The organism is Lentzea alba (genome assembly GCF_047445655.1).
Taxonomy (GTDB): domain Bacteria; phylum Actinomycetota; class Actinomycetes; order Mycobacteriales; family Pseudonocardiaceae; genus Lentzea; species Lentzea alba_A.
The window spans coordinates 1-23,387 of record NZ_JAJAEG010000018.1 but is presented as its reverse complement, the minus strand read 5'-3'; the positions used below and the strand labels follow the sequence as shown (position 1 = coordinate 23,387).

The following is a 23,387-nucleotide window of genomic DNA, read 5'->3' as shown; positions in this document are numbered from 1 at the left end:
CGTGACCTGCATTTCTATGGACGGAGAGTAACCAGGACTCCACTTTCGTCCGACACTTCCAGGTGATCTATCCGATCAAGGGAAAACGACGTGGAACCGGGAATCTCCTCGTCAGGTGCATGATCGGAACCCCACCAGCCACCGATCTCCCGCTGGCCCTCCCTGCTGAACACCACGACCTTGCAGCGCACTCCCGGCTTCACGTTGCCGAGCTTGAACCGCATCTCGGTGCCCCACGGCTTGGTGACCATGGAAACGGAGGCGTTCACACCCGTTGACTGATCTTGCGCGGCCCACGTCGGCGCAGGTCGGGGCTGCAGGGCCAAGACCCCGCCGGCGAGCGCCAGCGTCACGAGGACGGCCGCGCAGGCGATCAGCACCCGCCGGTGCCGACTGGGCTTGGGTGGGCACTCGGGGATCTCGTCGAGGTTCTCGACGTCCTCCAGGGTCAGGCGGCCGAGCAGGCCGGGCAGCGGGGCGAACCGCAGCATCTCGGCCCGGCAGGCGTCGCAGCCCGACAGATGACGTTCGAACGCGGACCGTTCCTTGGGGTCGAGCGATCCGAAGAGGTAGGCGCCGACGTCGACGGTGTGCTGACAGCTCACGCCTCGGTCACCCCTCTCTCCTCTAGTGCGTCGCGCAGCGCCCGTAGTGCGTAGAAGCAGCGCGACTTGACCGTGCCCGGCGGGATGCCGAGCGTTTTGGCCGCCTCCGCGACGGTGCGGCGCCGGTAGTAGAGCTCGATGACGACCGTCCGGTGCTCGGGCGTGAGCGCCCGCAGCGCCGACGCGATCTGCCACGTCTGCAGCACGTGTTCGACCTGGTCGCTGACCGGTGGCAGGTCCACCGGTTCGAGCGGCACCTCGGTCGCCCGTGCGCTGCGGCGGCGGTATCCGGAGATCACCAGGTTCTTGGCGACCGTGTAGAGCCACGGCGCCGCGTCGTCCGGTTTCAGCTCGTCGTGGTGCCGCCACGCGCGAAGCAACGTCTCCTGCACAACGTCCTCTGCCTGCTGAAAGTCGCCGTCGACCAGCCGCAGCACGTAGTGCAGCAACGGGCCTCGCCAGCGGTCGTAAAGCTGGATGAGGACGTCTTCGCCGGAGTCCACGCTCCCTTACTACGCCATCTCGTTCAGAAAGGTTCAGCGCTCGATGAAGCCGGTCAGATCACCCCTGGCCTCGGACCACTGCTCACCGACGGAGTCCACGTGTCCAGGCGTTTCACCCGAACGGAGAGCCTTCAGCAGTTGTTCACACTTCTCGCGCGGACCCTCGGCCACCACCTCGACCCGCCCGTCCGGCCGGTTCGAAGCGCTCCCGACCAGGCCCAGTTCTAGCGCCCTGGCTCGCGTCCACCAGCGAAAACCAACTCCCTGAACCCGTCCACGCACCCACGCGTTTAGTCGCACGTCCACCCCCGAATGGTTGCGTAGTCACCCAAGGTGACCGAAGACGCACTCTGGGGTTGTCACCCATTAGTGGTACGGTGCCGACCCGTGAGTGCCCGCAGCCTCTTACTCGGCCTGCTGATCGGTGCAACCGGTATCGGCGGTCTCGCCGTCACCGGTACCTCCCCTCTCGGCATCAGCTTCACCAATGCCGCACAGCAGGAGAGCACCGACGCAGCGAACCAGTTCGGTACGGGCAACGCGGCCGCCCCGAACAGACAGACGCCTTCTGAGAACACCGGTGTCGACGGCGCCCCCACGTCTTCGTCGTCTTCTTCCGCTCCCACCACCACGACGGCCAGCGCTACGTCTTCTTCTTCGACAGCGGCTCCCACCACCACGACGACGCCTCCCGAAGCGCCGAAGCCGCCCGCCCAGCCGCCGCAGCAGCCGGGCAACAAGACCCCCGAGCAGGCCGTGCTGGCGTTGGTGAACGACGCCCGTGCCGCGAAGGGCTGCCGCGCACTCGTGATCGACGACCGCATCACGACCGCCGCGCAGGCGCACAGCACGGACATGGCGACCAACAACTACTTCAGCCACGACTCGAAAGACGGGCGGGAGTTCGACGAGCGGATGCGCGACGCCGGCTACCCGAACCCGGGTGGCGAGAACATCGCGAAGGGCTACCGCACGCCCGAGCAGGTCATGGAGGGCTGGATGACTTCGTCCGGCCACCGGGCGAACATCGAGAACTGCAGCTTCACCACCATGGGCGTCGGCCTGGACACGCGTGGCTTCCTGTGGACCCAGAACTTCGGCCGTTGACGTTTTGAGCAGGGGAAACTTCGTGTACGAGAGCCCGGAACCGGACTCGCGCTCGCGCTTTCGCGGTGCACCGCAGATCATCCTCGCCGCTTCCGGCGTGGTGCTGGCGACGATCTTCGCCGCCGTCGCCTCGCTCGCGGCGGGCTCCGACACGGCCAGCGAGACCCCGTCGACACAGCCACCGCGCAAGGAGGCCGTGCGCGACGCCCTGAGCATCGTGCCGACGTCCGCGCCCTCTTCTTCGGTCGAGCTCACGACGTCGTCGTCCGCTGACACCACGACGTCGACCACCACGACGACGAAGAAGCCCCGCGTCACCACCATCACGCGCCCGGACGGCACCACCACCACGGTGACGACCGAAGAGCCGCCGCCGGTGACGACCAACCCGCCCGTGACGACGTCGTCGGAGACCACGACCACCACGACGACGACCACGACCACCACAACGAGCACGACCACAACGAATCCGACGCCTTAGGGTTACGCCAGTCACCGACACGTGACGCAGAGCTACACGAAGGTGTGGCTCCACTGAGGCTTTGGTGCGTTTCCGCCGATAACTCGAACGCAAGTCCATCCGACCGGGTTTCCCACGAGGAGATGGGTGTGTTCGAGGAAGATCATTCGCAGTCACCATCCGATCCCGCACCTTCGAAGAAGCGCGTGGGCACGGCCGTCATGCTGGCCGCGGGCGGTGTGGTGGTAGCGACGCTGTTCGCCACGGTCGCGTCGATGCTCGCCGCGTCCGGCAAACAGGCGAACCCGGAACCCAAGTCGGTAGAGGTCGTCCAGACCATCACCAGCGTGGCGCCGGACGGCAGCACCAGCACCGTGCTGGTCACCGTCTCGTCGAGCTCGGGCAAGCCGTCGGCCAAGGCGGAGGACCGCAAGCAGGCGGCGCGCCCCAACGAGCAGCCGAAGCCGGACGCCCCGCAGCCTCCGCAGCTGACGACGAACCCGGTGCAGCCGTCCCAGACGCAGAGCAACCCGCCCACGTCGTGGACCGAGCCGCCGTCGTCCTCTTCTTCGACGTCGACCACGACCACGCCGCCGTCGACCTCTTCGAGCTCCAGCACGTCCGCACCGGCCCCGAAGCCCTAGCTCGGCATCGGCCGCAGCACGGCCGGTTCCTGGACCTCGGCGAGCCGGAGCCGCAGCCAGTCGGACCACGTCGCACCGAGCTCCGAGGCTCGTCGCAGCATCCCGATCTCGTGGCTGCGGCACAGCGCGTATTGATCACCAGGCACCGGCTCCAGCCAGGGCTCGTGGTCGTCGACGAGCAGCAGCACCGCCAGAACGACCGGTTTGACCTCCTGCTCGTAGTCCCACAGCAGGTCGGTCAGCGCGTCCCGGTTGCGGCCGGCCCCGAAGCCCCAGCTCACAGCTCGAACCGGTAGCCCATCCCGGGCTCCGTCAGCAGGTGGCGCGGCCGTGCGGGCTCCGGCTCCAGCTTCCGCCGCAGCTGAGCCAGGTAGACCCGCAGGTAGTGCGTCTCCTTCTCGTACGCGGGCCCCCACACGTCGCGCAGCAGCTGCTTCTGCGCGACGAGCTTCCCGGCGTTGCGCGCCAGCACCTCCAGCAGCCCCCACTCGGTCGGCGTGAGGTGGACCTCGGCGCCGTCCTTGAGCACGCGCTTGGCCGCGAGATCCACCGTGAACGACGCGGTCTTCACGATCGGCTCGTCCTCGGGGCCGGCGACGGCCGAGCGGCGGACCGCGGCGCGCAGCCTGGCCAGGAGCTCGTCCATGCCGAAGGGTTTCGTCACGTAGTCGTCGGCGCCGGCGTCCAGGGCGTCGACCTTGTCGGTCGAGTCGGTGCGGGCGGACAGCACGATGATCGGCAAGGTGGTCCAGCCGCGCAGGCCCGCGATGACGTCCGTGCCGTCCATGTCCGGCAGGCCCAGGTCGAGGACCACGACGTCGGGCTTGCCGTCGGCGGCCAGCCGGAGAGCGGTTGCGCCGTCGTGGGCCGTGAGCACCTCGTAACCGCGGGCCGAGAGGTTGATCCGCAGGGCGCGCACGATCTGCGGCTCGTCGTCGACCACCAGTACCTTCGTCACGGAACCCTCGCATCTACCGGGAGTGAGATCACCACGGTGAGACCGCCACCTGGCGTGTCCTCCATGGTGATCGTGCCGTCCATCGCCTCGGTGAACCCCTTCGCCACGCTCAGACCGAGACCAACGCCACCCGGCGTGCGGTCGCCGAGTCGCTGGAACGGGGCGAAGACCTGGTCGGCCGTGTCGCGCGGCAGCCCGCGGCCATGATCGACCACGCGCAGCTCCACCTCGTTGCCGTGGGTCGAGGCGCGCAGGGCGACGGCGCCGGCGTAGCGGAGTGCGTTGCCGACGACGTTCGCGATCACTCGTTCGAGGAGTCCTACGTCGGCGCGCACGGGCGGTAGCGACTCGGGGACGTCGACCTCGATGTCACCGGTCAGGCCGGTCAACGCCCGTGCCACGGCCTCGTAGTAACCGACGGCGCGGAACTGCGGCTCCACCGCGCCCGTGGCGAGGCGCGACGAGTCGAGCAGGTTGTCCACCAGGCCGGTGAGCCGTTCCGCCGACTCGTCGACGGCCTCCAGCAGCTCGGCCGTGTCCTCGGGCGACAGCGTCAGCTCCGGATCGCGCAACGAGTCGACGGCGGCCCTGATCGAGGTCAGCGGCGTGCGGAGGTCGTGGCCGACGGCGGAGAGCAACGCGGTGCGCAGCTCGGTCCGCGACGCCTGCCGCTGGGTTTCGAGGGCCTGCTCGGCCGTCCGCTGCTGCCGCAACGCCAGCAACGCCTGGCCGGCGGCGGCCTCCAGCACCCGGCGGTCGGACGCGGGCAACGAACGGCCGCGCAGCGCCAGGTGCACGTCCGGGGTCACCGCGATGTCGATGTCCGCCTCGTCCGGCTCGTCGCACGGGCTCGCGCCGACGCACGCGACGCGTTCCCACTCGCCGTCGGCGCGTTCCAACAGCGCGACGGAGCTCAGACCGAAGTTCTCTCTCACCTTCTCCAACAGCCGTGCGAGCGGAAATGGGTTCGTCAGCACTGTGCGCGCGTACGAGGCGAGAAGGGTCGCTTCGGTGCGAGCGCGCGCTGCCTGGGTCGCACGGCGAGCGGCGTAGTCCACCACCAACGCGGTCGACACACCCACGATGATCATCGCGAAGAAGGTGAGCACGTTCTGCTGCGCGTCGATGGTGAACGTGTAGAAGGGCTCGGTGAAGAAGAAGTTCAGCAGCAACGCGTTGATGAGCGCCGCCGTGAGCGCCGGACCCAGTCCACCGACGATCGCCACCACTAGCGTGACCAGCAGATACGCGATGACGTTCGTGGAGAAGTTCAGGCTCCCCCGCATCGACGCGCCGGCCGCCGTCACCACCGCCGGACCGGCCACCGCGAGGAACCACCCCCACGCGAGGCGGCTGGGCTTCAACGGACTCCCCGCGAACCGCGCACGCCAGCCACCAGCGGTCGCGGCGTGCGTGACCATGTGGACGTCGATCGCGCCGGACTCCTGCACGACCGTGGTGCCGATTCCGGCCGAGAACACGCGCGCGAACCGTGAACGACGAGAAGTACCGACAACGAGCTGGGTGGCGTTCACCCCGCGCGAGAACTCCAGGAGCGCCGTCGGCACGTCATCACCAACGACCGTGTGAAACGTCGCGCCGAGGTCCTCCGCGAGTTTGCGGTACTTCGTCAGCGCGTGCGGGTCCGCGCCCGCAAGGCCGTCGCCTCGCAGCACGTGCACGACCAGCAAATCCCCGCCCGCGCGCGTGGCGATGCGACGCGCGCGCCGGATGAGCGTCTCGCTCTCCTGGCCGCCGGTGATGGCGACGACGACACGTTCGCGCGTCTCCCACGTGTCGGTGATCTGCTGTTCGGCTCGGTAGCGCAGCAACGCGACGTCGACCTGGTCGGCGACCCACAGCAACGCGAGCTCGCGCAGCGCCGTGAGGTTGCCGACGCGGAAGTAGTTGCCGAGGGCCGCGTCGATCTTGTTCGCGGCGTAGACGTCGCCGTGGGCGAGCCGGCGGCGCAGCGCTTCGGGGGTGAGGTCGACGAGCTGCATCTGGTCGGCTTTGCGCACGACCTCATCCGGCACCGTTTCCTGCTGCGCGACGCCCGTTATGCGTTGAACTACGTCGTTGAGCGATTCCAGGTGCTGCACGTTCACGGTGGAGAGGACGTCAATCCCGGCGTCGAGGAGTTCCTCAACGTCCTGCCACCTTTTTGCATTACGGGATCCGGGCACGTTCGTGTGCGCGAGTTCGTCGACCACGGCGACCTCGGGCGCACGGGCCAGGACCGCGTCGACGTCCATCTCGCTGAGTTCGACACCACGATGCGTGGAGTGACCGCGCGGCACGATTTCCAGACCTTCGACCAGTTCAGCGGTCTTGGCGCGGCCGTGGGTCTCCACAAATCCGATGACGACGTCCGTGCCGCGTTCCCGCCGCCGGTGTGCCTCGCCGAGCATCGAGAACGTCTTGCCGACACCGGGAGCGGCTCCGAGGAAGATGCGGAGCTCACCACGCCTGGGTTTCGCACTCACCTGACCAGTCTGCTCCTGGCCCGGCATCGGCTGTTCGGGGGTACGCACTGCGCCGCCCGGCCAGATGAGTGCTCCTTCCCACATCTTTGTCGTGAGATCTGACCTGCTGAATCATCCTTCAGCACGACGCCCGTTCGAGTGAGCCTCGCTGCGCTTTTTACGCCGTTTACCAGCACATTTAAGTGTGCCGGACGCGCGCCGTGACAGGTCCGGTCACCACAACGGCCGAATGGGTTATCGGCAGTTGGCGGATAGCGCGCGGAGCGTGAATGAGGGAAAGTGCCAGGGTTCGTGTCCTAATTAGGACAATCACATGCGCGCGGAGAAACGATGCCCACCACCGTCACCAACCACGAGGCACTTCAACTCGTGGTGGCCGTGCACCGGCTGGTGCGAAGTCTTCGACAGGCCGCTCCGGCCCGTCGTTTGCAACCCACCCAGTTATTGGTGCTGTCAGAACTGAGCGCCCACGGCCCGATGCGGATCGGCGAGATCGCGGTGCGCGCGCTGTGTTCGCAGCCGACCGCGACAACCGTCGTGACCAGCCTCGAGTCCACCGGTCTTGTCCGTCGCGAGCCAGATGCGGCCGACGGCAGAGCGACGATAGTCGTGCTCACCGAAGTCGGCCGCGAGACGATCCTGTCGCTCGCTCACGGCGAGGCCGAACTATTGAGTGAAAGAATGTCCGAACTTTCGCCGGAAGACAGAGACAGCCTGCGCTCGGCCATGCCGGTATTGCGCCACCTGGCCGAACCGCAGGAAAACAAGTAGGGGCGGGACCCCCCGACGGGTCCCGCCCCAAGTCATTACTTGCTTGGTGACACAGAAGTGGGTGCCACCGAGCTGGAAGGTGCGCTTCCAGAACTCGAAGGCGGCTCACTCGGCGTTGATGACGTTGATGACGGAGCGGACATGCTCGGTGCCACCGTGTAACAGACGCCGTTTTCATAGTCGATCTTCGGACGCGGATACCGGTTAGCCGGAATCATCGGCTCCGGGTCGCCACCACCGCAGCCGTAGTACCCCCGCGGCGCGTTGATGGGATTGCCGTCCTGGTCGTACAACAGCACGTTCGTGAGCAACTTGCCGTTCTCGTCGTACGCATAGATGTTCTGGTACGTCTCCATGACCGGCCCCTGCTGATACGACCGGTTGTTGTACGCGAGGTTGCTCGCCGTCACGTCGACCACCTGGAAGAGCAACCCGACCGCCAACGCGGACGCCGGCAGGCTGAACCACAGCCACCGCCGGTCGACCTTGGCGCGCGGCCCGGCGAACACCGACACCACCGCGACCGCCGCGATGCAGAGGAACCCGAGGATGTCGCGGCCGGCGAGCAACACGGCCCCGAGCCCGAGCAAGCCGGCCCGCACCAACCACCACGCGGGCTGCAACGTCTTCAGGTAGGTGATCGCCCGTTCCGCCGGCGTGCCCGCCTCCGGCGTCAGCCACTGCTGGATGCGGCGTGTCTCCGGCAGGTCCATGATCTCGGCCTGCGCGGCCCCGCGGTCGTTCACCAGCGCGAGGCTGAGCACCAGGATCACCGCGGGCAACAGCAGAATCGCCGGCTCCCGCAGCACCACGGCACCCGCGAGCAACGTGACGCCCGTGGCAGCCGCAAGCCCCCATGCCGCGATCCGAGGCCTGGTCAGCAAGCCCTTCTTGGTGGTGACCGGCAACCTCTCGGTCCGCGGCGGATACCCGGCGGCCTGCCTCAGCTCCTGCGCGTACTGCTCGGGCGGCCCCAGCCGTTGCTCGAGGGTCTCGTTCTCCCCGAGCTCGGTCGACAGCTCCGCGACGTGCGCGCTGACGTCCTCCATGATCTCGGCCACCTCGGCCGGCGGCAGGTCGTCGAGGGCGGCACGCATCCCGGCCAGGTAGTACTCGACGCCGAGTGCTTGCGTGTTCATGCTGCGACCTCCTCGAGCAGGCCGTCCAGCGTGCTGGCGAACGACCTCCACGTCTCCCTCGACTCAGCCAGGCGCACCCGCCCGGTCTCGTTGATGGCGTAGTACTTGCGGTGCGGCCCCTCTTCACTCGGCACCACGTACGAGGTCAGCATCCCCGCGTTGTAGAGCCTTCGCAGCGTTCCGTACACGGACGCATCCCCAACGTCGTTCAATCCCCCGGCGCGCAGTCTGCGCACCACGTCATACCCGTACCCGTCGTCCTTGCGCAGAACCGCAAGGACAGCCAGGTCCAGCACCCCTTTGAGCAGTTGACTGGTGTCCATGGCCCCTCCCGCACTGTTGCGCGGTGAACACTACTACGCACTGCGCAGTACTGTCTAACGCGGGGGTGCTTTCGAGATTTCGATCGTCCTGGGCCGAACGGCTGTGCCAGAAGACGCTCATGCGGCTGACGCGGATCGAGTTCAACGGCTACAAGCGCCTCGCTCGGGCGTCGTGCAACGTGGACGGCAAGCTCATCGCGTTCGTCGGCCCCAACGAGGCCGGGAAGAGCAGCGTCCTCGAAGCCCTCGCTTGGCTAGACGCGCCAGGCGGCGTTCCGTTGCCGAAGAGCTCACTCACCCGCGACACGTACATCCCGGAGCACCTGCCCCTCGTGACCGCGACGTACCTGCTCGACGATGGCGATCGCGAAGGCCTCGCGATGTTCAACATCGAGCCCCTCACCGCTTACCAAGTCAGCAAGTTCCGCGACGGTCGTGTAGAGGCCAAGACATTGCCTGAGGCGCGGTGGTCCTCGGCTCTGTTCACGCTGGCTGGAGACGAACTAGACCTGCAACTGCGAACCATGGCGGCTGACGACGAACACCGCCGGTATGTCGAACGGGCGATCAGGCACCTGGAAACCCGGCAAGACCGCCGTTGGACCCGCGGCGAGATCGACGAACTGTACGCCCAGGTCGGCATGTTTGGCCTGGAAGCGGTCGCTGACATCATCGACCTGCTGAACTCCGGCTCGGCCGGAGCCCAAGCACTGCGATGGTTGCACGACAACCGGCCGAAGTTCCGCCTGTTCACTGCGGAGGACCGCAGGCTCCAGCCGAGCTATGACATCCGCGAGGAGACGTTCCGCAACTCGCCGCCTGCCGCACTGGCCAACCTTCTCGCCATGGCGGACCTCGACATCTCCAGGCTATGGGCAACGGTGGTCGAGAACGACACGTTGAATCGCCACACGCTCCTCAAGCGGGCTAACCACGAGTTGGAGAGGACCATCCGCACAGGATGGCGGCAGTCCGCCCTCACCGTGCGGCTAGCGCTGGAGAGAACCGTGGTGCAGATCTTCGTCGAGGAGCTGTCACCTCACGGCAGCGTGACGTCGCTCGATGAACGCAGCGAAGGGTTGAGAACGTTCATCGCGCTGCTCGGCTTTCTACACCTTCCCGAAACACCGCTGGACGCGATCCTCCTGATCGACGAGGCCGAGACCAACTTGCACCTCGACGCGCAAGCCGACTTGGTCGAGATGTTGCTGCGACAAAAGTTCGTGAACCAGATCCTGTACACCACCCACTCACCCGGCTGCCTGCCACCGGATCTGGGCACCGGCATCCGGCTGATCACGTCGAGCACAGAGATCCCCGGTACGAGCAAGTTGCTCAACAACTTCTGGCTCAACGAGGGTCCCGGCTTCAGCTCGTTGCTGTTCAAGATGGGTGCGGGTGCGGCGGCGTTCTCGGCCTGCCGGCACGCGGTGATCGCCGAGGGTCCGAGCGAGATGATCCTGCTGCCCACCCTGATCAGGCTCGCCACCGGCGAACCGCACCTGCTCTACCAGGTCGCACCCGGCCTCGCGAACGCCACCACCGACGATCCGCAGCTCGGCGAGGTGGCCGCGCGGACCGCCTATCTGGTCGACGGCGACAAGGGCGGCGACACGAAGAAGGCTCAGTTGATCGAGGTGGGGGTCCCAGCCGACCACGTGCTGTCGCTGCCGGCGGGGCAGGCGGTAGAGGACCTGTTGACCGCCGACTCCCACCTGGGTGCGATCAACACGCACCTCGCGGACCTCGGCCTCGCACACCGGCTGACCGAGGCCGACCTCGACGCCACGAAGACGCGGGGCAAGGCGGTGAGTGACTGGTGCAGGGCGAACAAGATCGGCTCACCGGGCAAGCCTGTGATCGCCAGCCGCCTGGTCAACAACCCTGATCAGATCGAGCTGACGAGCGAAGGCGTCGGCTATCTGAAGGAGCTGCACGCCAAGCTGACGGAGGTCCTCAAGATCTAGGGCGAGGCTGGCAGCGAGGACATGAATACGAGGACCTGTTCATGAACGGCTCACGGATGATCGCCGCCCCGCACCTCTTGCAGGGCCGGTTCTCCTGGCCGTAGGCACTCAACGACCGGTCGAAGTACCCGGACTGCCCGTTCACGTTGACGTACAGGGCGTCGAACGACGTCCCACCCTGCCCGAGCGCCTCACGCATCACATCGGTGGCGTGATCCAGCAGCTCAGCGGCCTTCACCCGAGTCAGCTTGTCCGTCATGCGGGTGCCGTGGAGCTTGGCGCGCCACAGCGCCTCGTCGGCGTAGATGTTGCCGATGCCGGACACGAGGGTCTGGTCCAGCAACGCGCGTTTGATCTCCGTGTGGCGCAGGCGCAACGCGCGGACCGCAGCATCACGGGAGAAGAGAGGGTCCATCGAGTCGCGGGCGATGTGCGCGACCGAGTCGGGAACGAGGGTGCCGTCGACCTCGACGAGTTCGGCCAGAGCCAGGCCGCCGAAGGTTCTTTGGTCGACGAAGCGCAGCTCCGGGCCGCCGTCGGCGAACTGGAACCGTACGCGAAGATGTTTCTCGTCCGGAGCCGAGGAAGGCTGGACGAGCATTTGGCCGCTCATGCCCAGGTGGGCGAGCATGGCGGCTTTGTCGGCCAGTTCGACCCAGAGGTACTTGCCGCGGCGCCTGGCGGCGGCCATTGGCTGGCCCGCCAGGCGCGCGCAGAAGTCCAAGGAGCCCAGGTCGTGCCGGCGGATGGCGCGTGGGTGCAAGACCTCTACTGAGGAGATGACCCTGCCGGCGACGTGGGCTTCGAGGCCGAGGCGAACCACCTCGACCTCTGGGAGTTCGGGCACGTCAGGCTTCGGACTTGCCCTCGTCGACGGGCTGCGCCTCGATCACGGCGGCCTGCGGCTTGGTGGGCTTGAGCACCCACACGCCCGCACGGCTCGTGTCCCTGACCAGCACAAGTCCCTGGATGCCTCCGTTGCGGGAGGTGTTCACCGGGCCGCGAGCGGAGCGGCTGCGGCGGTTGGTGCGGTACCTGGTCGCATACATTGCGTGTCTCAGTCTTCCTCGGATGGGAGGGTCCCTGGCGTCACCGAGGCGCCGTTCTGTCCGTTGGTGGATCGGGCCGACTCCTGCTCGGCCTTGACCCTCTCCGACAGAACATGATAAGCCGCTTCGGCGGCTTTCTGCTCGGCTTCCTTCTTGGTGCGCCCATCACCCTTGCCGTAAGGCTGGCCACCGACGAGCACCGTGGCGGTGAACTCCTTGCGGTGGTCCGGCCCCTGGTCGTCCACGCGGTACTCCGGGACGCCGAGACTGGCTTGAGCGGTGAGCTCCTGCAGGCTTGTCTTCCAGTCCAGTCCAGCACCCAGAAGCGGAGCTTTGGCCAAGAGTGGATCGAACAGCCGGTGAACGAACGTTCGTGCGGTATCGATACCGAACTGCAGGTACACCGCACCGATGACGGCCTCGAGACCGTCGGCGAGGATGCTCGCCTTGTCCCTGCCGCCGGTCAGTTCTTCGCCACGACCGAGCAACAGGTGTGCACCCAGTCCGCCTTCTCCCAGGTCACGCGCCACGCCCGCCAGTGCGTGCATGTTGACCACGCTGGCACGGAGCTTCGCGAGCTGACCCTCGGGAAGATCGGGATGGGTGCGGTAGAGGTGGTCGGTGACGACCAGCCCCAGCACGACGTCTCCCAGGAACTCGAGACGCTCGTTCGGCGGTAGCCCGCCGTTCTCGTACGCGTAGGACCTGTGGGTGAGCGCAAGGCCGAGGAGCTCGGCGTCCAACTGGACGCCGAGCGCTTCGGACAAGTTCGCGCGGTCAGCTTGCGGAGCGCGCGGCGGCTTTCCCCCCACTGCGTAACCGAGGAGATCAGGCCGGCTGAGCGACCTGGCGGCCAGCGTACTGACCACAGGCCGGGCAGGCGACGTGCTGCGGCTTCGGCTGGCGGCAAGCCTTGTTGGAGCACGCCACCAGGTGCACGGCAGACGTCTTCCACTGGGAACGGCGCGCACGGGTGTTCGAGCGCGACATCTTCCGCTTCGGGACGGCCACGACTACTTCTCCTCGTTGTTGTCATCGCTGAGCCGCTCTTGCAACGCGGCCCACCGAGGGTCAATCGTCTCATGCCCGTGGTCGGGCCCGAGCTCCGCCCACCTGCCACCACACTCGGAGCAAAGCCCCTTGCAGTCCGGCTCGCAGAGCGGCGCCTGCGGCAGCGCGAGGACGATGGCGTCCCGCACCACAGGCTCGAGGTCGATCAGATCGTTCTCGATCCGACTGACCTCGTCTTCATCAGTGGTCTCGTCCGTGGTGCTGTCCGGCCACGCGTAGAGCTCCGTGATGCGGACTTCGACCTCATCGGCGATGGGCTCGAGACACCTCGCGCACTCGCCTTCGACCTTGGCGAACGCGGTCCCCGACACGAGCACGCCCTCAACGACCGACTCGACCAGGAGGTCGAGTTCGACCTCTCCGGCCTCCGGCACCGCGATCACCCCGAGCAACCCCACACCTGCGGCGGGAACCGACCGGACGAAGGGTCGGCTCGACCCGGCGCGACGGCCGATGTCCCTGGTGTCGATGACCCAGGGACCGGATGCTGTGGGACGCGTGGACGCGTGACGATGCTCAGTCATGATCAGATTGGTTGCCGGCGGGGACCTACCACGTCCAGCCGGTCCAGGGTACGGGACGACGGCCTCACGCGTGAAATCCGCAGGTGATCGCACCTGCTAGACGTAGCGTGAATCACACGTTCAGGCGCCCGTGGACACAGCTGGTTCGTTAAGCACCGTAGTCGAAGGGCGCCGAGGCCCCCGCGACGGCCGGCCCGCGCAGGTGCGAACGGCCCTTGCCGACCGACCTGAGCGTGTGCGCGAGCAGGTCCTCGAAGTCCGCGAGCTTGCCGTCCACGTACGCGTCGCACTCCGAACGCAGCCGGATGGACTCGCTCTGGGCGGCGTCGAGGATGCGCGCCGACTCGGCGTGCGCCGCCCGGACGACCTCCTGCTCGTTGACGAGCCTGGCCTGCTCGGCGCGGCCGTCCTCGGTGGCACGCTCGTAGTTGGCGCGACCCGCCTGGATCATCCGCTCCGCCTCGGCGTGCGAACGGCCCACCAGGTCGTCGTACTCCTGCCGGCCGGCGGCGACGGTGCGCTCGGCCTGGTCTTCCGCCTCGGCGATCATGCGCTCGGCGCGGGCCCGTGCGTCGGACAGCATCGCCTCCGCCTCGGCCTGCGCTTCCGCGAGCATCCGCTCAGCGTCCGCGCGCGCCTTCGACACGCCCGCTTCCGCGTCGTGCTTCGCCTTGCCGACCAGTTCGTCCTTGTGGTCCAGCACGTCCTGCGCGTCGTCGAGCTCCGCGGGGATCGCGTCGCGCACGTCGTCGAGCAGTTCGAGCACATCTCCACGCGGTACGACGCAGCCCGAGGTCATCGGAACTCCGCGCGCTTCCTCGACGATCGTGACGAGCTCGTCGAGTGCCTCGAACACCCGGTACACGTCTCACTCCCTAACCCCTGTGGCTCCCACCCACAAGTGTGCCCTGCCGATCTCCCCGAAAGAGGGAGATCGGCAGGGCGTGTCAGGATTTGCCGTGACCATCACGATCAGGCGGGCTGTTGCCGCCGACATCGACCCGATCGTGGCCATGCTGGCCGACGATCCGCTCGGCGCCACCCGCGAACGACCGGGCGACCCGGCCTATCTGAAGGCCTTCGAGGTGATCGACGCCGACCCGCACCAGTACCTCGCGGTGGCCGAGTCCGACGGCGAGGTGGTGGGCACGCTGCAGCTCACGTTCACGTCCGGACTCTCGCGGCTGGGCATGACCCGCGCGACCGTCGAGGCCGTCCGCGTGCGGTCCGACCAGCGCGGCAACCGCCTCGGCGAACAGCTGATCCGCTGGGCGGTCGACGAGGCCCGCGCACGAGGCTGCGGCCTGGTCCAGCTCACGACGGACGCGTCACGCGTGGACGCACACCGCTTCTACGAACGACTCGGCTTCACCGCGTCGCACGTGGGGATGAAGCTCTCGCTCTAGCGCGTCTCCGCAAGGCGCTGCTGCAGCCGCTTTTCGATGGAGGCCGGCAGCAGCGTCGACACGTCACCGCCGTACGTCGCAACCTCCTTGACCAGCGAAGACGCCAGGAAGGAGTACTGCGGGCTGGCCTGCATGAACAGCGTGTCGACCCCGGTGAGCTGGTGGTTCATCTGCGCCATCTGCAGCTCGTAGTCGTAGTCGCTGACCGCGCGCAGACCCTTCACGATGGCCTTGATGTTGTTCTCACGGCAGTAGTCGACCAACAGCCCGTGCCACGAGTCCACGCGCACGTTGTCCCACTGCGACGTGACCTCGCGCAGCATGTCCTGACGCTCCTCGACGGAGAACAGGGTGCGCTTGTTCTTGTTGATGAGCACGGCCACGACGACCTCATCGAACAGGTGCGCGGCTCTCCCGATGATGTCCAGGTGGCCGTTGGTTACCGGGTCGTAGGAGCCGGGGTACACGGCACGCGTCATGAAGCGGACGTTAGCACCCGATCGGACGCCTCCAGGCGTGTCCGTGGTTCTCGTCACCCATCAGCACGCACCTGGCCCCAGTACACCGCCGTGTCGCCATATCGCTTGGCGCGCAAGGCTTCTACCTGCTCAGGCCACTCTGGTTCGCCACTCTTCGAACCACGTTCCACGATCAAGACGGCGTCCTCGGCGAGTCGCCCGGCCAGCGCGCGCAGAACTTTCGCCAGTTCGTCGTCCGTCACCGCGTACGGCGGATCGGCGAATACGACGTCGAACTTCTCCCCCTCGGTCGCCGCGTACGCCTCAGCCGTGCGGTTCGCGATCAGGACGTCCTCGAACCCGAGCTCGCGGGCGTTGGCCTTGAGCACCTCGGCCGCCCGCTTGTCCGACTCGACGAACGTCGCGTGCTCGGCGCCCCTGCTCAGCGCCTCGAACCCGAGGGCACCCGAGCCCGCGTACAGGTCCAGCACTTTCGCGCCGTCGAGGTCCATCATCGCTTCGAGGGAGCTGAAGAGGGCCTCGCGGACGCGCTCGGACGTGGGCCTGGTGCCCTTCGGCGGCACCTTCAGCCTGCGGCCTCCCGCGCTCCCGGCAACGATTCGTGTCACCCGCTCATCGTCCCAGGTGGGCTCCGCCGTTCACCGCGAGCACCTGCCCGGTGATGTGGCCCGCGTGCTCCGAGGCGAGGAACGCCACCAGCGCGGCCACGTCCTGCGGTGTGCCCGCGCGCCCGTTCTTGGTCTGACCGATGAGCGTGTTCAGCCGTTCTTCGGTCATCGAGTCGCCGAAGAACTCCGTGTCGACGATCAACCCGGGCGAGACGACGTTCGCCGTGATCTGACGTTTGCCCAGCTCACCGGCCAGGTCTGCGGTCCACGCCTCAACAGCGGCCTTCGCAGCCCCGTAACTGCCGCCACCCCGGCGGCCCGCGATGGAGCCGATGTTGATCACGCGGCCGTGGTCGGCGAGCCTCGGCGCCAACGCCTCCGTGACGAGGACCGTGCTGATCACGTTCGACTCGTAGTTCGCGAGCCACCGCGACTTGGTGTCCGGGCCGCTGACGGCGCCACCGGCGTTGTTGACCAACACATCCACAGTGGACGGAAGGCTGTCGAGCGCGGCCTCGACGGCGGCCGGGTCGGTGGCGTCGAACGCCACGTGCTTCACGTTCGGAACCTGGGCCAGGACCTCGGCGCGGCGACCGGTGACGGTCACGTCCAGGCCCTGGTCGACGAGTGCGAGGGCGATGGCCCGGCCGATCCCGGTGCCGCCGCCCGTCACCACTGCAGTGCGCATGCTCTCCCCCAACAGAAGTCGTCAGGCGAGAGCCTGCCACCACCCGTCAACCTCATTTGGCGCGTCCACGTCGACCCGCTCGCCCGGCCGCGGCACCGCGAGCTTCAGCCCGCTCGCCTTGGCCTCCCGCCAGATGCGGTCGATCGGCTCGCCCCACGGGTGGAACCCGAGGTTGAACGTCGCCCAGTGCACCGGGATCAGCAGCCCGCCACCGAGGTCGTCGAACGCACGAACACCTTCCTCAGGCGTCATGTGGATGTCCGGCCAGGCCTGGTCGTACGCGCCGACCTGCATCAGCACCGCGTCGAACGGACCGTGCTCCGTGCCGATCTTCTTGTAGCCCTCGAAGTAGCCGGTGTCGCCGCTGTAGAACACCGAGCGCTCACCGCGCTTGATCACCCAGGACGCCCACAACGTGACGTTGCGCTGCACCGAACGCCCGGAGAAGTGCTGCGCCGCGGTGCAGGTGAGCGTGAACCCGTCGACCGAGTGCGACTCGTCCCAGTCCAGCTCGACGATCCGCGCGGCCGGCACGTCCCACCGGGCCAGGTGCGCGCCGAGCCCCAGCGGGACCACGAACACCGCGGACGTGCTCGTCGTCAGCGCCTGCACGGTCTGCATGTCGAGGTGGTCGTAGTGGTCGTGGGAGATCACCACGGCACTGATGCCGGGCAGATCAGACAACTGGTGCGGAACCGGGTGCAGCCGCTTCGGGCCCACTCGCGTCGAGGGCGAGACGCGGTCGCTCCACACAGGATCGACGAGCACTGCGGCGCCGTCGATCTCGATCAGCGCGGAAGCGTGGCCGTACCAGGTGATGTGCACGCCCTCGGACACCGGCGCGGCAGGCCCCACCAGCGGAACCGCCAGCGACGGCTTGCGGTCCTCGCCGCCGAAGATGAAGTCGCGGATGGAGAACGAGTCGCGGTCGGGGACCGTGCGGACTTCCTTGTCGTTGTGGAACTTCCCGTCGCGATAACGCGGCGACCGCGCCATCTCGACCGGATCCGGCTTGCCGCCCAACTGCCGCGGCACGTCCCGCAGTGCCCACGCCACGCCCGCCAGGCCGAGCAGGCCGGCCAACGCCTTCTTCATGTGCGAAACCCTCTTCCCTGACTCCGTGCCCGGTGCAACGCAGGGAATGGTCGTTGAGTTCCACAACGCCCGCAGAACGAAGAGGGCCCGGCCGAAGCCGGGCCCTCGAGCTCACTCCAGGACGATCAGGAGGTCGCCACCTTCGACCTGCTGGGCGCCGCGCAACGCCAGGCGCTGCACCTTGCCCGCCTTCGGGGCGGTGATCGCGGCCTCCATCTTCATGGCCTCGATCGTCGCGACGGTCTGGCCGGCGTCGACCGAGTCGCCCTCGGCCACCACCGCCGTCACCACGCCCGCGAACGGCGCCGCGACGTGGTTCGGGTTGCTCCTGTCGGCCTTCTCCGCGGCCGGGATGTCGGCGGCCACGGACCGGTCACGCACCTGGATCGGCCGGAGCTGGCCGTTCAGGGTCGCCATGACCGTGCGGATGCCGCGCGCGTCGGCTTCGGAGATGGCTTCCAGGCCGATCAACAGCCGAACGCCCTGCTCCAGGTCGACGGAGTACTCCTCGCCCGGACGCAGGCCGTAGAAGAAGTCCTTGGAGCGCAACACGGACGTGTCGCCGTACGCGTCGCGGTGAGTGCGGAACTCCTTCGTGGGCGCCGGGAACAGCAGCCGGTTCAGCGTCGCGCGGCGGTCGTCGACCAGGCCGGCCTCGTCCTCCGCGGAGAGCTCTTCGATCGGCTTCGGGGCCGGGCGGCCTTCGAGAGCCTTGCTGCGGAACGGCTCCGGCCAGCCGCCGGGCGGGTCGCCCAGCTCGCCGTGCAGGAAGCCGATCACCGAGGCCGGGATGTCGAACTTGCCGGGGTTCTCCTCGAACTCCTTGGGCGAGACGCCCGCGCCCACCAGGTGCAGCGCGAGGTCACCGACGACCTTGGACGACGGCGTCACCTTCACGAGGTGGCCGAGCATGCGGTCGGCGGCCGCGTACATCGACTCGATCTCCTCGAACTTCTCGCCCAGGCCCAGAGCGACGGCCTGGGTGCGGAGGTTCGAGAGCTGACCACCGGGGATCTCGTGGTGGTAGACGCGGCCGGTCGGGCCTGGGATGCCGGACTCGAACGGCGCGTAGATCTTGCGCACCGACTCCCAGTACGGCTCCAGGTCGCACACCGCCTGCAGGTTCAGGCCCGTGGAGTGTTCCGTGTGGTCCGTCAGCGCCACGATCGACGACAGCGGCGGCTGCGAGGTCGTGCCGGCCATCGACGCGGTCGCGCCGTCGATCGCGTCGACGCCCGCCTGGATCGCGGCGAGGTAGGTCGCCAGCTGGCCACCGGCCGTGTCGTGCGTGTGGAGGTGGACCGGGAGGTCGAACTCCTTGCGCAGCGCGGTGATCAGGCGTGATGCGGCAGGAGCGCGCAGCAGACCCGCCATGTCCTTGACGCACAGCACGTGCGCGCCGGCGCCGACGATCTGCTCGGCGAGCTTGAGGTAGTAGTCCAGTGTGTACAGACGTTCGTCCGGGTTGGACAGATCGCTGGTGTAGCACAGCGCGACCTCGGCGACCGCCGTCCCGGTCTCGCGCACGGCCTCGATCGCCGGGCGCATCTGCTCGACGTCGTTGAGGGCGTCGAAGATCCGGAAGATGTCGATGCCGGTGTTCGTCGCCTCCTCCACGAACGCCTTGGTGACCGCCTCGGGGTACGGCGTGTAGCCGACCGTGTTGCGGCCGCGCAGCAGCATCTGCAGGTTGATGTTCGGCACGGCCTCGCGCAGCGAGGCCAGCCGCTCCCACGGGTCCTCCGCGAGGAACCGCAGCGCCACGTCGTACGTCGCGCCGCCCCAGCACTCCAGGGACAGCAGCTGCGGCGTCATACGCGCGACGTGCGGCGCCACGGCGAGCAGGTCCTTGGTGCGTACTCGGGTGGCGAGCAGCGACTGGTGGGCGTCGCGGAACGTCGTGTCCGTGACGCCGACGGCCTTGCTCTCGCGCAGCCACCGCGCGAAGCCCTCGGGGCCGAGCTCGGTGAGCTTCTGCTTGGAGCCCGCGAGCGGTTCGGCGTTGAGGTCGACGACCGGCAGCTTCTCGCGCGGGTCCACCGCGGTCGGGCGGGTGCCGTTCGGGTGGTTGACCGTCACGTCCGCGAGGTAGGTCAGCAGGCGCGTGCCGCGGTCGGCCGAGTGGCGCGCCGTCAGCAGGTGCGGGCGCCGTTCGATGAACGACGTGGTGACGCGGCCCTCGTAGAAGTCCGGGTCGTCCAGAACCGCCTGGAGGAACGGGATGTTCGTGGAGACACCGCGAATGCGGAACTCCGCGATCGCACGGCGCGCACGCGAGACGGCGAGCTCGAAGTTGCGCCCGCGGCAGGTGAGCTTCACGAGCATCGAGTCGAAGTGCGCGCTGATGGCCATGCCCGCGCCGGCCGTGCCGCCGTCGAGACGGATGCCGGAGCCACCGGGCGAGCGGTAGGCGCTGATCGTGCCGGTGTCCGGGCGGAAGCCGTTGGCCGGGTCCTCGGTGGTGATGCGGCACTGCAGCGCCGCGCCGCGCAGCTGGACGGTGTCCTGGCTGAGCCCGAGGTCCTCCAGCGTCTCGCCGGACGCGATGCGCATCTGGGACTGCACGAGGTCGACGTCGGTCACCTCCTCGGTGACCGTGTGCTCGACCTGGATGCGCGGGTTCATCTCGATGAAGACGTAGTGGCCCTGCGGGTCGAGCAGGAACTCGACGGTGCCGGCGTTGCGGTACCCGATGTGCTTCGCGAACTTCACCGCGTCGGCACAGATCCGGTCGCGCAGCTCGGGCGCGAGGTTCGGCGCGGGCGCGATCTCGATGACCTTCTGGTGGCGCCGCTGCACCGAGCAGTCACGCTCGAACAGGTGAATCACGTTGCCCTGGCCGTCGGCGAGGATCTGCACCTCGATGTGGCGCGGCTCGACCACGGCCTGTTCGAGGAACACGGTCGGGTCGCCGAACGCCGACTCGGCCTCGCGCGACGCCGCTTCGAGCGCCTCGCGCAACGCGGCGGGGTCGTCGACCTTGCGCATGCCTCGGCCACCACCACCGGCGACGGCCTTCACGAACACGGGGAAACGCATCGACTTCGACGCTTCGAGCAGCTGCTCGATGTCGCTCGACGGTGCGCTCGACTCCAGCACCGGCAGCCCGGCCTCGCGGGCGGCGGCGATGGCGCGCGCCTTGTTGCCCGTCAGCTCCAGCACCTCGGCCACGGGACCGATGAACGTCAGACCTGCCTCACGGCAGGCCATGGCGAGTTCCGGGTTTTCGGACAGGAAGCCGTAACCGGGGTAGATCGCGTCGGCACCCGCCTTGCGGGCCGCCTTGATGATCTCTTCGACGGAGAGGTAGGCGCGGACCGGGTGGCCGGCCTCGCCGATCTCGTAAGACTCGTCCGCCTTCAACCGGTGCAGGGAGTTTCGGTCTTCGTGAGGGAAAACGGCGACCGTTCCCGCGCCCAGTTCGTAGGCGGCTCGGAACGCGCGAATCGCGATCTCGCCGCGGTTGGCGACAAGAACCTTGCGGAACATCCGTAGCCCTCCCGGTATTGCTCGGCGGTCAGTTCGGGCACGTTACCGTGCGACTCTTGCCTGTTGGGAGGACTGTCTCACGTGATGGGTGTCATCGTGATCGGTCTTGCTCGTGAGCATTCTCGCGGTTTGGGAGCTAGGGGGATACCCACCACCCGGTCAGACTCCGGCCGGTAGTGGGTTTAACCAGATCGAGTGACGATCTTGGGAACTATCTCGGTAGGGTGAGCCATATGGCCGGGGCTGATGGAGCCGGGCAGCCTACTGCCCGCACACCGCATTTCGACGTTGTCCTTCGTGGTTACAACCAGCGACAAGTGAACGAACGCGTCACCCGCTTGGAGTTCGACCTCAAGAACTCGAACCGCTCCCGAGACGCCGCCGCCGCGCAGGTGGGCGAGCTGACGAAGCTCTTGAACTCGATGCGCGCCGATCTCGACAAGACCAAGATGCAGCTCCAGAACCTGGCCAACAGTCCCGTGAGCGCGTCGAACGTCACCGAGCGTGTGCGCGTGATGATGTCGCTGGCCGAGGAAGAGATCGCGGACATCCGCAAGGACGCCCTCGACAAGGCCGCCGCGACCCGCGGCGAGGCCGAGAAGTGGGCGGCGGACCAGCGCGAGAGCCACAACCGCCTGCTCGCCGAGACCGAGGCCCGCCGCAAGCAGCTGGAAGTGGCCCACCAGCAGCGCACGGCCGAGCTGGAAAAGCAGTTCGCCGAACGCAAGTCCGAACTGGAGGCCGCGCACGAGGCGTTGCGCGCTCGCCTGGTCTCCGAGCACGAGGCCCTGGTCGCCGAGGTCCGCGCCTCCGGGGAACGCGTGACGGCCGAGTTCGACAAGAAGTCCGCCGACCTCGACGCGCACCGCGTCGAGCTGGACGCGAAGTACAAGGGCTACCACGACGAGCTCGACAAGGAGTACGACGCTCTCAAGGCGACGCTGACCGCGGAGCACCAGAAGGTGCTGGCGGACGCCAAGGCCGAGGCCGCGCGGATCGCCGACGAGTCCGAGGCCACGCGGGTCGAGGCGCTGGCGAAGCTCGACGAGGCTCTGCGCTCGAAGCAGGCCGAGGCCGAGAAGGCGCTCGCCGACCTGGAGTCCGAGTCGCTGGCGCGCGCCGAGCAGGTCACGTCGGAGGCGTCGGCCAAGGCTGCCGCGCTGGTCAGTGCCGCCGAGGAGAAGGCGGCCACGACGCTGCGCGAGGCCGAGGACACGGCCACGACGGCCGTCGCGCTGGCTGAGGAGAAGGCCGCGACCACGATCCGCTCGGCTGAGGAGAAGGCGGCGGCGACCGTGGCTGCGGCGGACGAGAAAGCGGCGGCGACCGTGGCCGCAGCGGACGAGAAAGCCACCACGCTGGTTCGGGATGCCGAAGCCAAGACGTCGGCGCTCGTGCGTGAAGCCCAGGAGAAGTCGGCGGCCGCAGTGGCCGAGGCAGACCAGCGGGCGGCAGCGGCGGCGGAGCGCGAGGCTTCCCTGCTGGCGGCGCACGACAACCTCGCCACGCAGTTCCACGCGGCACAGGCGGCGGTGGAGGCGGCGATGTCGGTGCTCAAGCCGCTGGAGGACGGGAACGGCGACGAGAAGGCGGACGAGCCGGTCGACGCCGACAAGACGCAGCAGCTGCCGAAGCCGCGCTAGCACTGGGTTCGCTGAGGACTGGCCGCTGGCCGGGGGACTTCGGTTCTCCGGCCTGCGGTGTTTTCGGGGGTGGGGTGACGTCGCGGCCGGTGGGGTCTTGTCCAGCCGGTGGGGTGTTGTGAAGGAGGACGACGTTCTCTGCGGCAAGACGCGCGACGAGGGCTCGCCTCTCCGGAGACACGGCGTCTCCTCTGAGAGACCCGACTTCTACAGGAAGTCTGTGTTCGTCCTCGCCGAGAAGCGCGACGACCTAGGTCCTCCCCGGAAACGCGGCGTCCTTCACGGCGAGACCCGCCATGACCCCGGCGCCCTGCAGAAACGCGGCGACCTAGTAGTGCTTTGTTAGGTTAGTCGGTGGTTGTTGTGGCGTAG

General features: G+C 67.9%; 27 protein-coding genes. 8 read left to right on the top strand and 19 right to left on the bottom strand.

The window, feature by feature from the left end; genetic code table 11:
* Positions 1 to 14 precede the first annotated feature (14 nt).
* The 3 genes from LFM09_RS28280 to LFM09_RS28270 are packed head-to-tail and all read right to left on the bottom strand — an operon-like array spanning position 15 to position 1,414.
* Positions 15 to 605 (bottom strand): anti-sigma factor family protein, encoded by a 591-nt coding sequence (locus LFM09_RS28280; protein WP_414099597.1) that lies wholly within the window; start codon positions 603 to 605, stop codon positions 15 to 17.
* Positions 602 to 1,108 (bottom strand): sigma-70 family RNA polymerase sigma factor, encoded by a 507-nt coding sequence (locus LFM09_RS28275; protein ID WP_414099596.1) that lies wholly within the window; start codon positions 1,106 to 1,108, stop codon positions 602 to 604. The genes LFM09_RS28280 and LFM09_RS28275 overlap by 4 nt, the downstream gene beginning before the upstream one ends.
* A gap of 33 nt (positions 1,109 to 1,141) precedes the next feature.
* Positions 1,142 to 1,414 carry an acylphosphatase gene (locus LFM09_RS28270; protein WP_414099595.1) on the bottom strand — a complete coding sequence of 91 codons (273 nt, stop codon included), beginning with the start codon at positions 1,412 to 1,414 and terminating at the stop codon, positions 1,142 to 1,144.
* An 81-nt stretch (positions 1,415 to 1,495) separates the two neighbouring features.
* Here LFM09_RS28270 and LFM09_RS28265 point away from each other — a divergent pair, with 81 nt between their 5' ends.
* The 3 genes from LFM09_RS28265 (at position 1,496) to LFM09_RS28255 (ending at position 3,319) form a co-directional block, all read left to right on the top strand.
* Entirely contained in the window at positions 1,496 to 2,215 is a 720-nt protein-coding gene (locus LFM09_RS28265; protein ID WP_414099594.1) for a CAP domain-containing protein, read from the top strand.
* A 22-nt stretch (positions 2,216 to 2,237) separates the two neighbouring features.
* Complete coding sequence (locus LFM09_RS28260) at positions 2,238 to 2,696, top strand: hypothetical protein (protein WP_414099593.1); 459 nt, start codon at positions 2,238 to 2,240, stop codon at positions 2,694 to 2,696.
* A 128-nt stretch (positions 2,697 to 2,824) separates the two neighbouring features.
* Entirely contained in the window at positions 2,825 to 3,319 is a 495-nt protein-coding gene (locus LFM09_RS28255) for a hypothetical protein (RefSeq protein ID WP_414099592.1), read from the top strand.
* On the opposite strand, the gene LFM09_RS28250 is transcribed toward LFM09_RS28255, so the two are convergent.
* Genes LFM09_RS28250 through LFM09_RS28240 form a run of 3 tightly spaced genes read right to left on the bottom strand, consistent with a single transcriptional unit; the run spans position 3,316 to position 6,790 of the window.
* Positions 3,316 to 3,600 carry a hypothetical protein gene (locus tag LFM09_RS28250; RefSeq protein WP_414099591.1) on the bottom strand — a complete coding sequence of 95 codons (285 nt, stop codon included), beginning with the start codon at positions 3,598 to 3,600 and terminating at the stop codon, positions 3,316 to 3,318. The two genes, LFM09_RS28255 and LFM09_RS28250, sit on opposite strands and share 4 nt — an antisense overlap.
* A complete protein-coding gene (locus tag LFM09_RS28245) occupies positions 3,597 to 4,277 on the bottom strand; it encodes a response regulator (RefSeq protein ID WP_414099590.1) in 681 nt (226 codons plus the stop codon). Before LFM09_RS28245 ends, LFM09_RS28250 begins: the two co-directional genes overlap by 4 nt.
* Positions 4,274 to 6,790: a DUF4118 domain-containing protein gene (locus LFM09_RS28240; RefSeq protein ID WP_414099772.1), complete on the bottom strand. Its 2,517-nt coding sequence runs from the start codon at positions 6,788 to 6,790 to the stop codon at positions 4,274 to 4,276. Before LFM09_RS28240 ends, LFM09_RS28245 begins: the two co-directional genes overlap by 4 nt.
* 303 nt (positions 6,791 to 7,093) lie before the next feature.
* Between LFM09_RS28240 and LFM09_RS28235 the strand changes: the two genes are divergently transcribed.
* Positions 7,094 to 7,534, top strand: a complete 441-nt coding sequence (locus LFM09_RS28235; protein WP_414099589.1) for a MarR family winged helix-turn-helix transcriptional regulator — start codon at positions 7,094 to 7,096, stop codon at positions 7,532 to 7,534.
* Between the two features lie 35 nt (positions 7,535 to 7,569).
* Here LFM09_RS28235 and LFM09_RS28230 read toward each other — a convergent pair whose 3' ends face one another.
* Both LFM09_RS28230 and LFM09_RS28225 read right to left on the bottom strand, forming a co-directional pair.
* Positions 7,570 to 8,673 carry an HAAS signaling domain-containing protein gene (locus LFM09_RS28230; protein ID WP_414099588.1) on the bottom strand — a complete coding sequence of 368 codons (1,104 nt, stop codon included), beginning with the start codon at positions 8,671 to 8,673 and terminating at the stop codon, positions 7,570 to 7,572.
* The gene (locus tag LFM09_RS28225; RefSeq protein WP_414099587.1) at positions 8,670 to 8,996 is read right to left on the bottom strand and encodes a PadR family transcriptional regulator; all 327 of its coding nucleotides are present in this window, start codon (positions 8,994 to 8,996) and stop codon (positions 8,670 to 8,672) included. The genes LFM09_RS28230 and LFM09_RS28225 overlap by 4 nt, the downstream gene beginning before the upstream one ends.
* 119 nt (positions 8,997 to 9,115) lie before the next feature.
* On the opposite strand from LFM09_RS28225, the gene LFM09_RS28220 reads away from it, so the two are divergent.
* Positions 9,116 to 10,963, top strand: coding sequence for an ATP-dependent nuclease (locus tag LFM09_RS28220; protein WP_414099586.1), 1,848 nt, complete (start codon positions 9,116 to 9,118; stop codon positions 10,961 to 10,963).
* Here LFM09_RS28220 and mutM read toward each other — a convergent pair.
* The 6 genes from mutM to LFM09_RS28190 form a co-directional block, all read right to left on the bottom strand.
* Positions 10,953 to 11,810, bottom strand: coding sequence for a bifunctional DNA-formamidopyrimidine glycosylase/DNA-(apurinic or apyrimidinic site) lyase (mutM, locus tag LFM09_RS28215; protein ID WP_414099585.1), 858 nt, complete (start codon positions 11,808 to 11,810; stop codon positions 10,953 to 10,955). The genes LFM09_RS28220 and mutM overlap by 11 nt on opposite strands.
* A 1-nt stretch (position 11,811) precedes the next feature.
* Positions 11,812 to 12,012 carry a hypothetical protein gene (locus LFM09_RS28210; protein ID WP_109634163.1) on the bottom strand — a complete coding sequence of 67 codons (201 nt, stop codon included), beginning with the start codon at positions 12,010 to 12,012 and terminating at the stop codon, positions 11,812 to 11,814.
* 8 nt (positions 12,013 to 12,020) lie between these two features.
* Positions 12,021 to 12,824, bottom strand: coding sequence for a ribonuclease III (gene rnc, locus LFM09_RS28205; protein WP_414099584.1), 804 nt, complete (start codon positions 12,822 to 12,824; stop codon positions 12,021 to 12,023).
* Positions 12,825 to 12,840: 16 nt separating this feature from the next.
* Complete coding sequence (gene rpmF, locus LFM09_RS28200) at positions 12,841 to 13,023, bottom strand: 50S ribosomal protein L32 (protein WP_030467958.1); 183 nt, start codon at positions 13,021 to 13,023, stop codon at positions 12,841 to 12,843.
* Positions 13,024 to 13,025: 2 nt separating this feature from the next.
* Entirely contained in the window at positions 13,026 to 13,607 is a 582-nt protein-coding gene (locus LFM09_RS28195; RefSeq protein ID WP_414099583.1) for a YceD family protein, read from the bottom strand.
* A gap of 148 nt (positions 13,608 to 13,755) precedes the next feature.
* Positions 13,756 to 14,472: a DivIVA domain-containing protein gene (locus tag LFM09_RS28190; RefSeq protein ID WP_414099582.1), complete on the bottom strand. Its 717-nt coding sequence runs from the start codon at positions 14,470 to 14,472 to the stop codon at positions 13,756 to 13,758.
* Between the two features lie 100 nt (positions 14,473 to 14,572).
* On the opposite strand from LFM09_RS28190, the gene LFM09_RS28185 reads away from it, so the two are divergent.
* Complete coding sequence (locus LFM09_RS28185) at positions 14,573 to 15,013, top strand: N-acetyltransferase family protein (protein ID WP_414099771.1); 441 nt, start codon at positions 14,573 to 14,575, stop codon at positions 15,011 to 15,013.
* Here the strand turns inward: LFM09_RS28185 and coaD are convergent.
* The 5 genes from coaD to LFM09_RS28160 form a co-directional block, all read right to left on the bottom strand.
* A complete protein-coding gene (gene coaD / locus LFM09_RS28180; RefSeq protein WP_414099581.1) occupies positions 15,010 to 15,492 on the bottom strand; it encodes a pantetheine-phosphate adenylyltransferase in 483 nt (160 codons plus the stop codon). The two genes, LFM09_RS28185 and coaD, sit on opposite strands and share 4 nt — an antisense overlap.
* A gap of 53 nt (positions 15,493 to 15,545) precedes the next feature.
* On the bottom strand, positions 15,546 to 16,100 hold the full coding sequence (rsmD, locus tag LFM09_RS28175) for a 16S rRNA (guanine(966)-N(2))-methyltransferase RsmD (RefSeq protein WP_414099580.1): 555 nt from the start codon (positions 16,098 to 16,100) through the stop codon (positions 15,546 to 15,548).
* Between the two features lie 4 nt (positions 16,101 to 16,104).
* Positions 16,105 to 16,788, bottom strand: coding sequence for an SDR family NAD(P)-dependent oxidoreductase (locus LFM09_RS28170; RefSeq protein WP_414099579.1), 684 nt, complete (start codon positions 16,786 to 16,788; stop codon positions 16,105 to 16,107).
* Between the two features lie 21 nt (positions 16,789 to 16,809).
* Positions 16,810 to 17,883 (bottom strand): MBL fold metallo-hydrolase, encoded by a 1,074-nt coding sequence (locus LFM09_RS28165; protein WP_414099578.1) that lies wholly within the window; start codon positions 17,881 to 17,883, stop codon positions 16,810 to 16,812.
* 111 nt (positions 17,884 to 17,994) lie between these two features.
* Positions 17,995 to 21,372: a pyruvate carboxylase gene (locus LFM09_RS28160; protein WP_414099577.1), complete on the bottom strand. Its 3,378-nt coding sequence runs from the start codon at positions 21,370 to 21,372 to the stop codon at positions 17,995 to 17,997.
* 317 nt (positions 21,373 to 21,689) lie between these two features.
* Between LFM09_RS28160 and LFM09_RS28155 the strand changes: the two genes are divergently transcribed.
* Entirely contained in the window at positions 21,690 to 23,015 is a 1,326-nt protein-coding gene (locus LFM09_RS28155) for a hypothetical protein (RefSeq protein WP_414099576.1), read from the top strand.
* 118 nt (positions 23,016 to 23,133) lie between these two features.
* Positions 23,134 to 23,361 (top strand): hypothetical protein, encoded by a 228-nt coding sequence (locus tag LFM09_RS28150; protein ID WP_414099575.1) that lies wholly within the window; start codon positions 23,134 to 23,136, stop codon positions 23,359 to 23,361.
* Positions 23,362 to 23,387 lie beyond the last annotated feature (26 nt).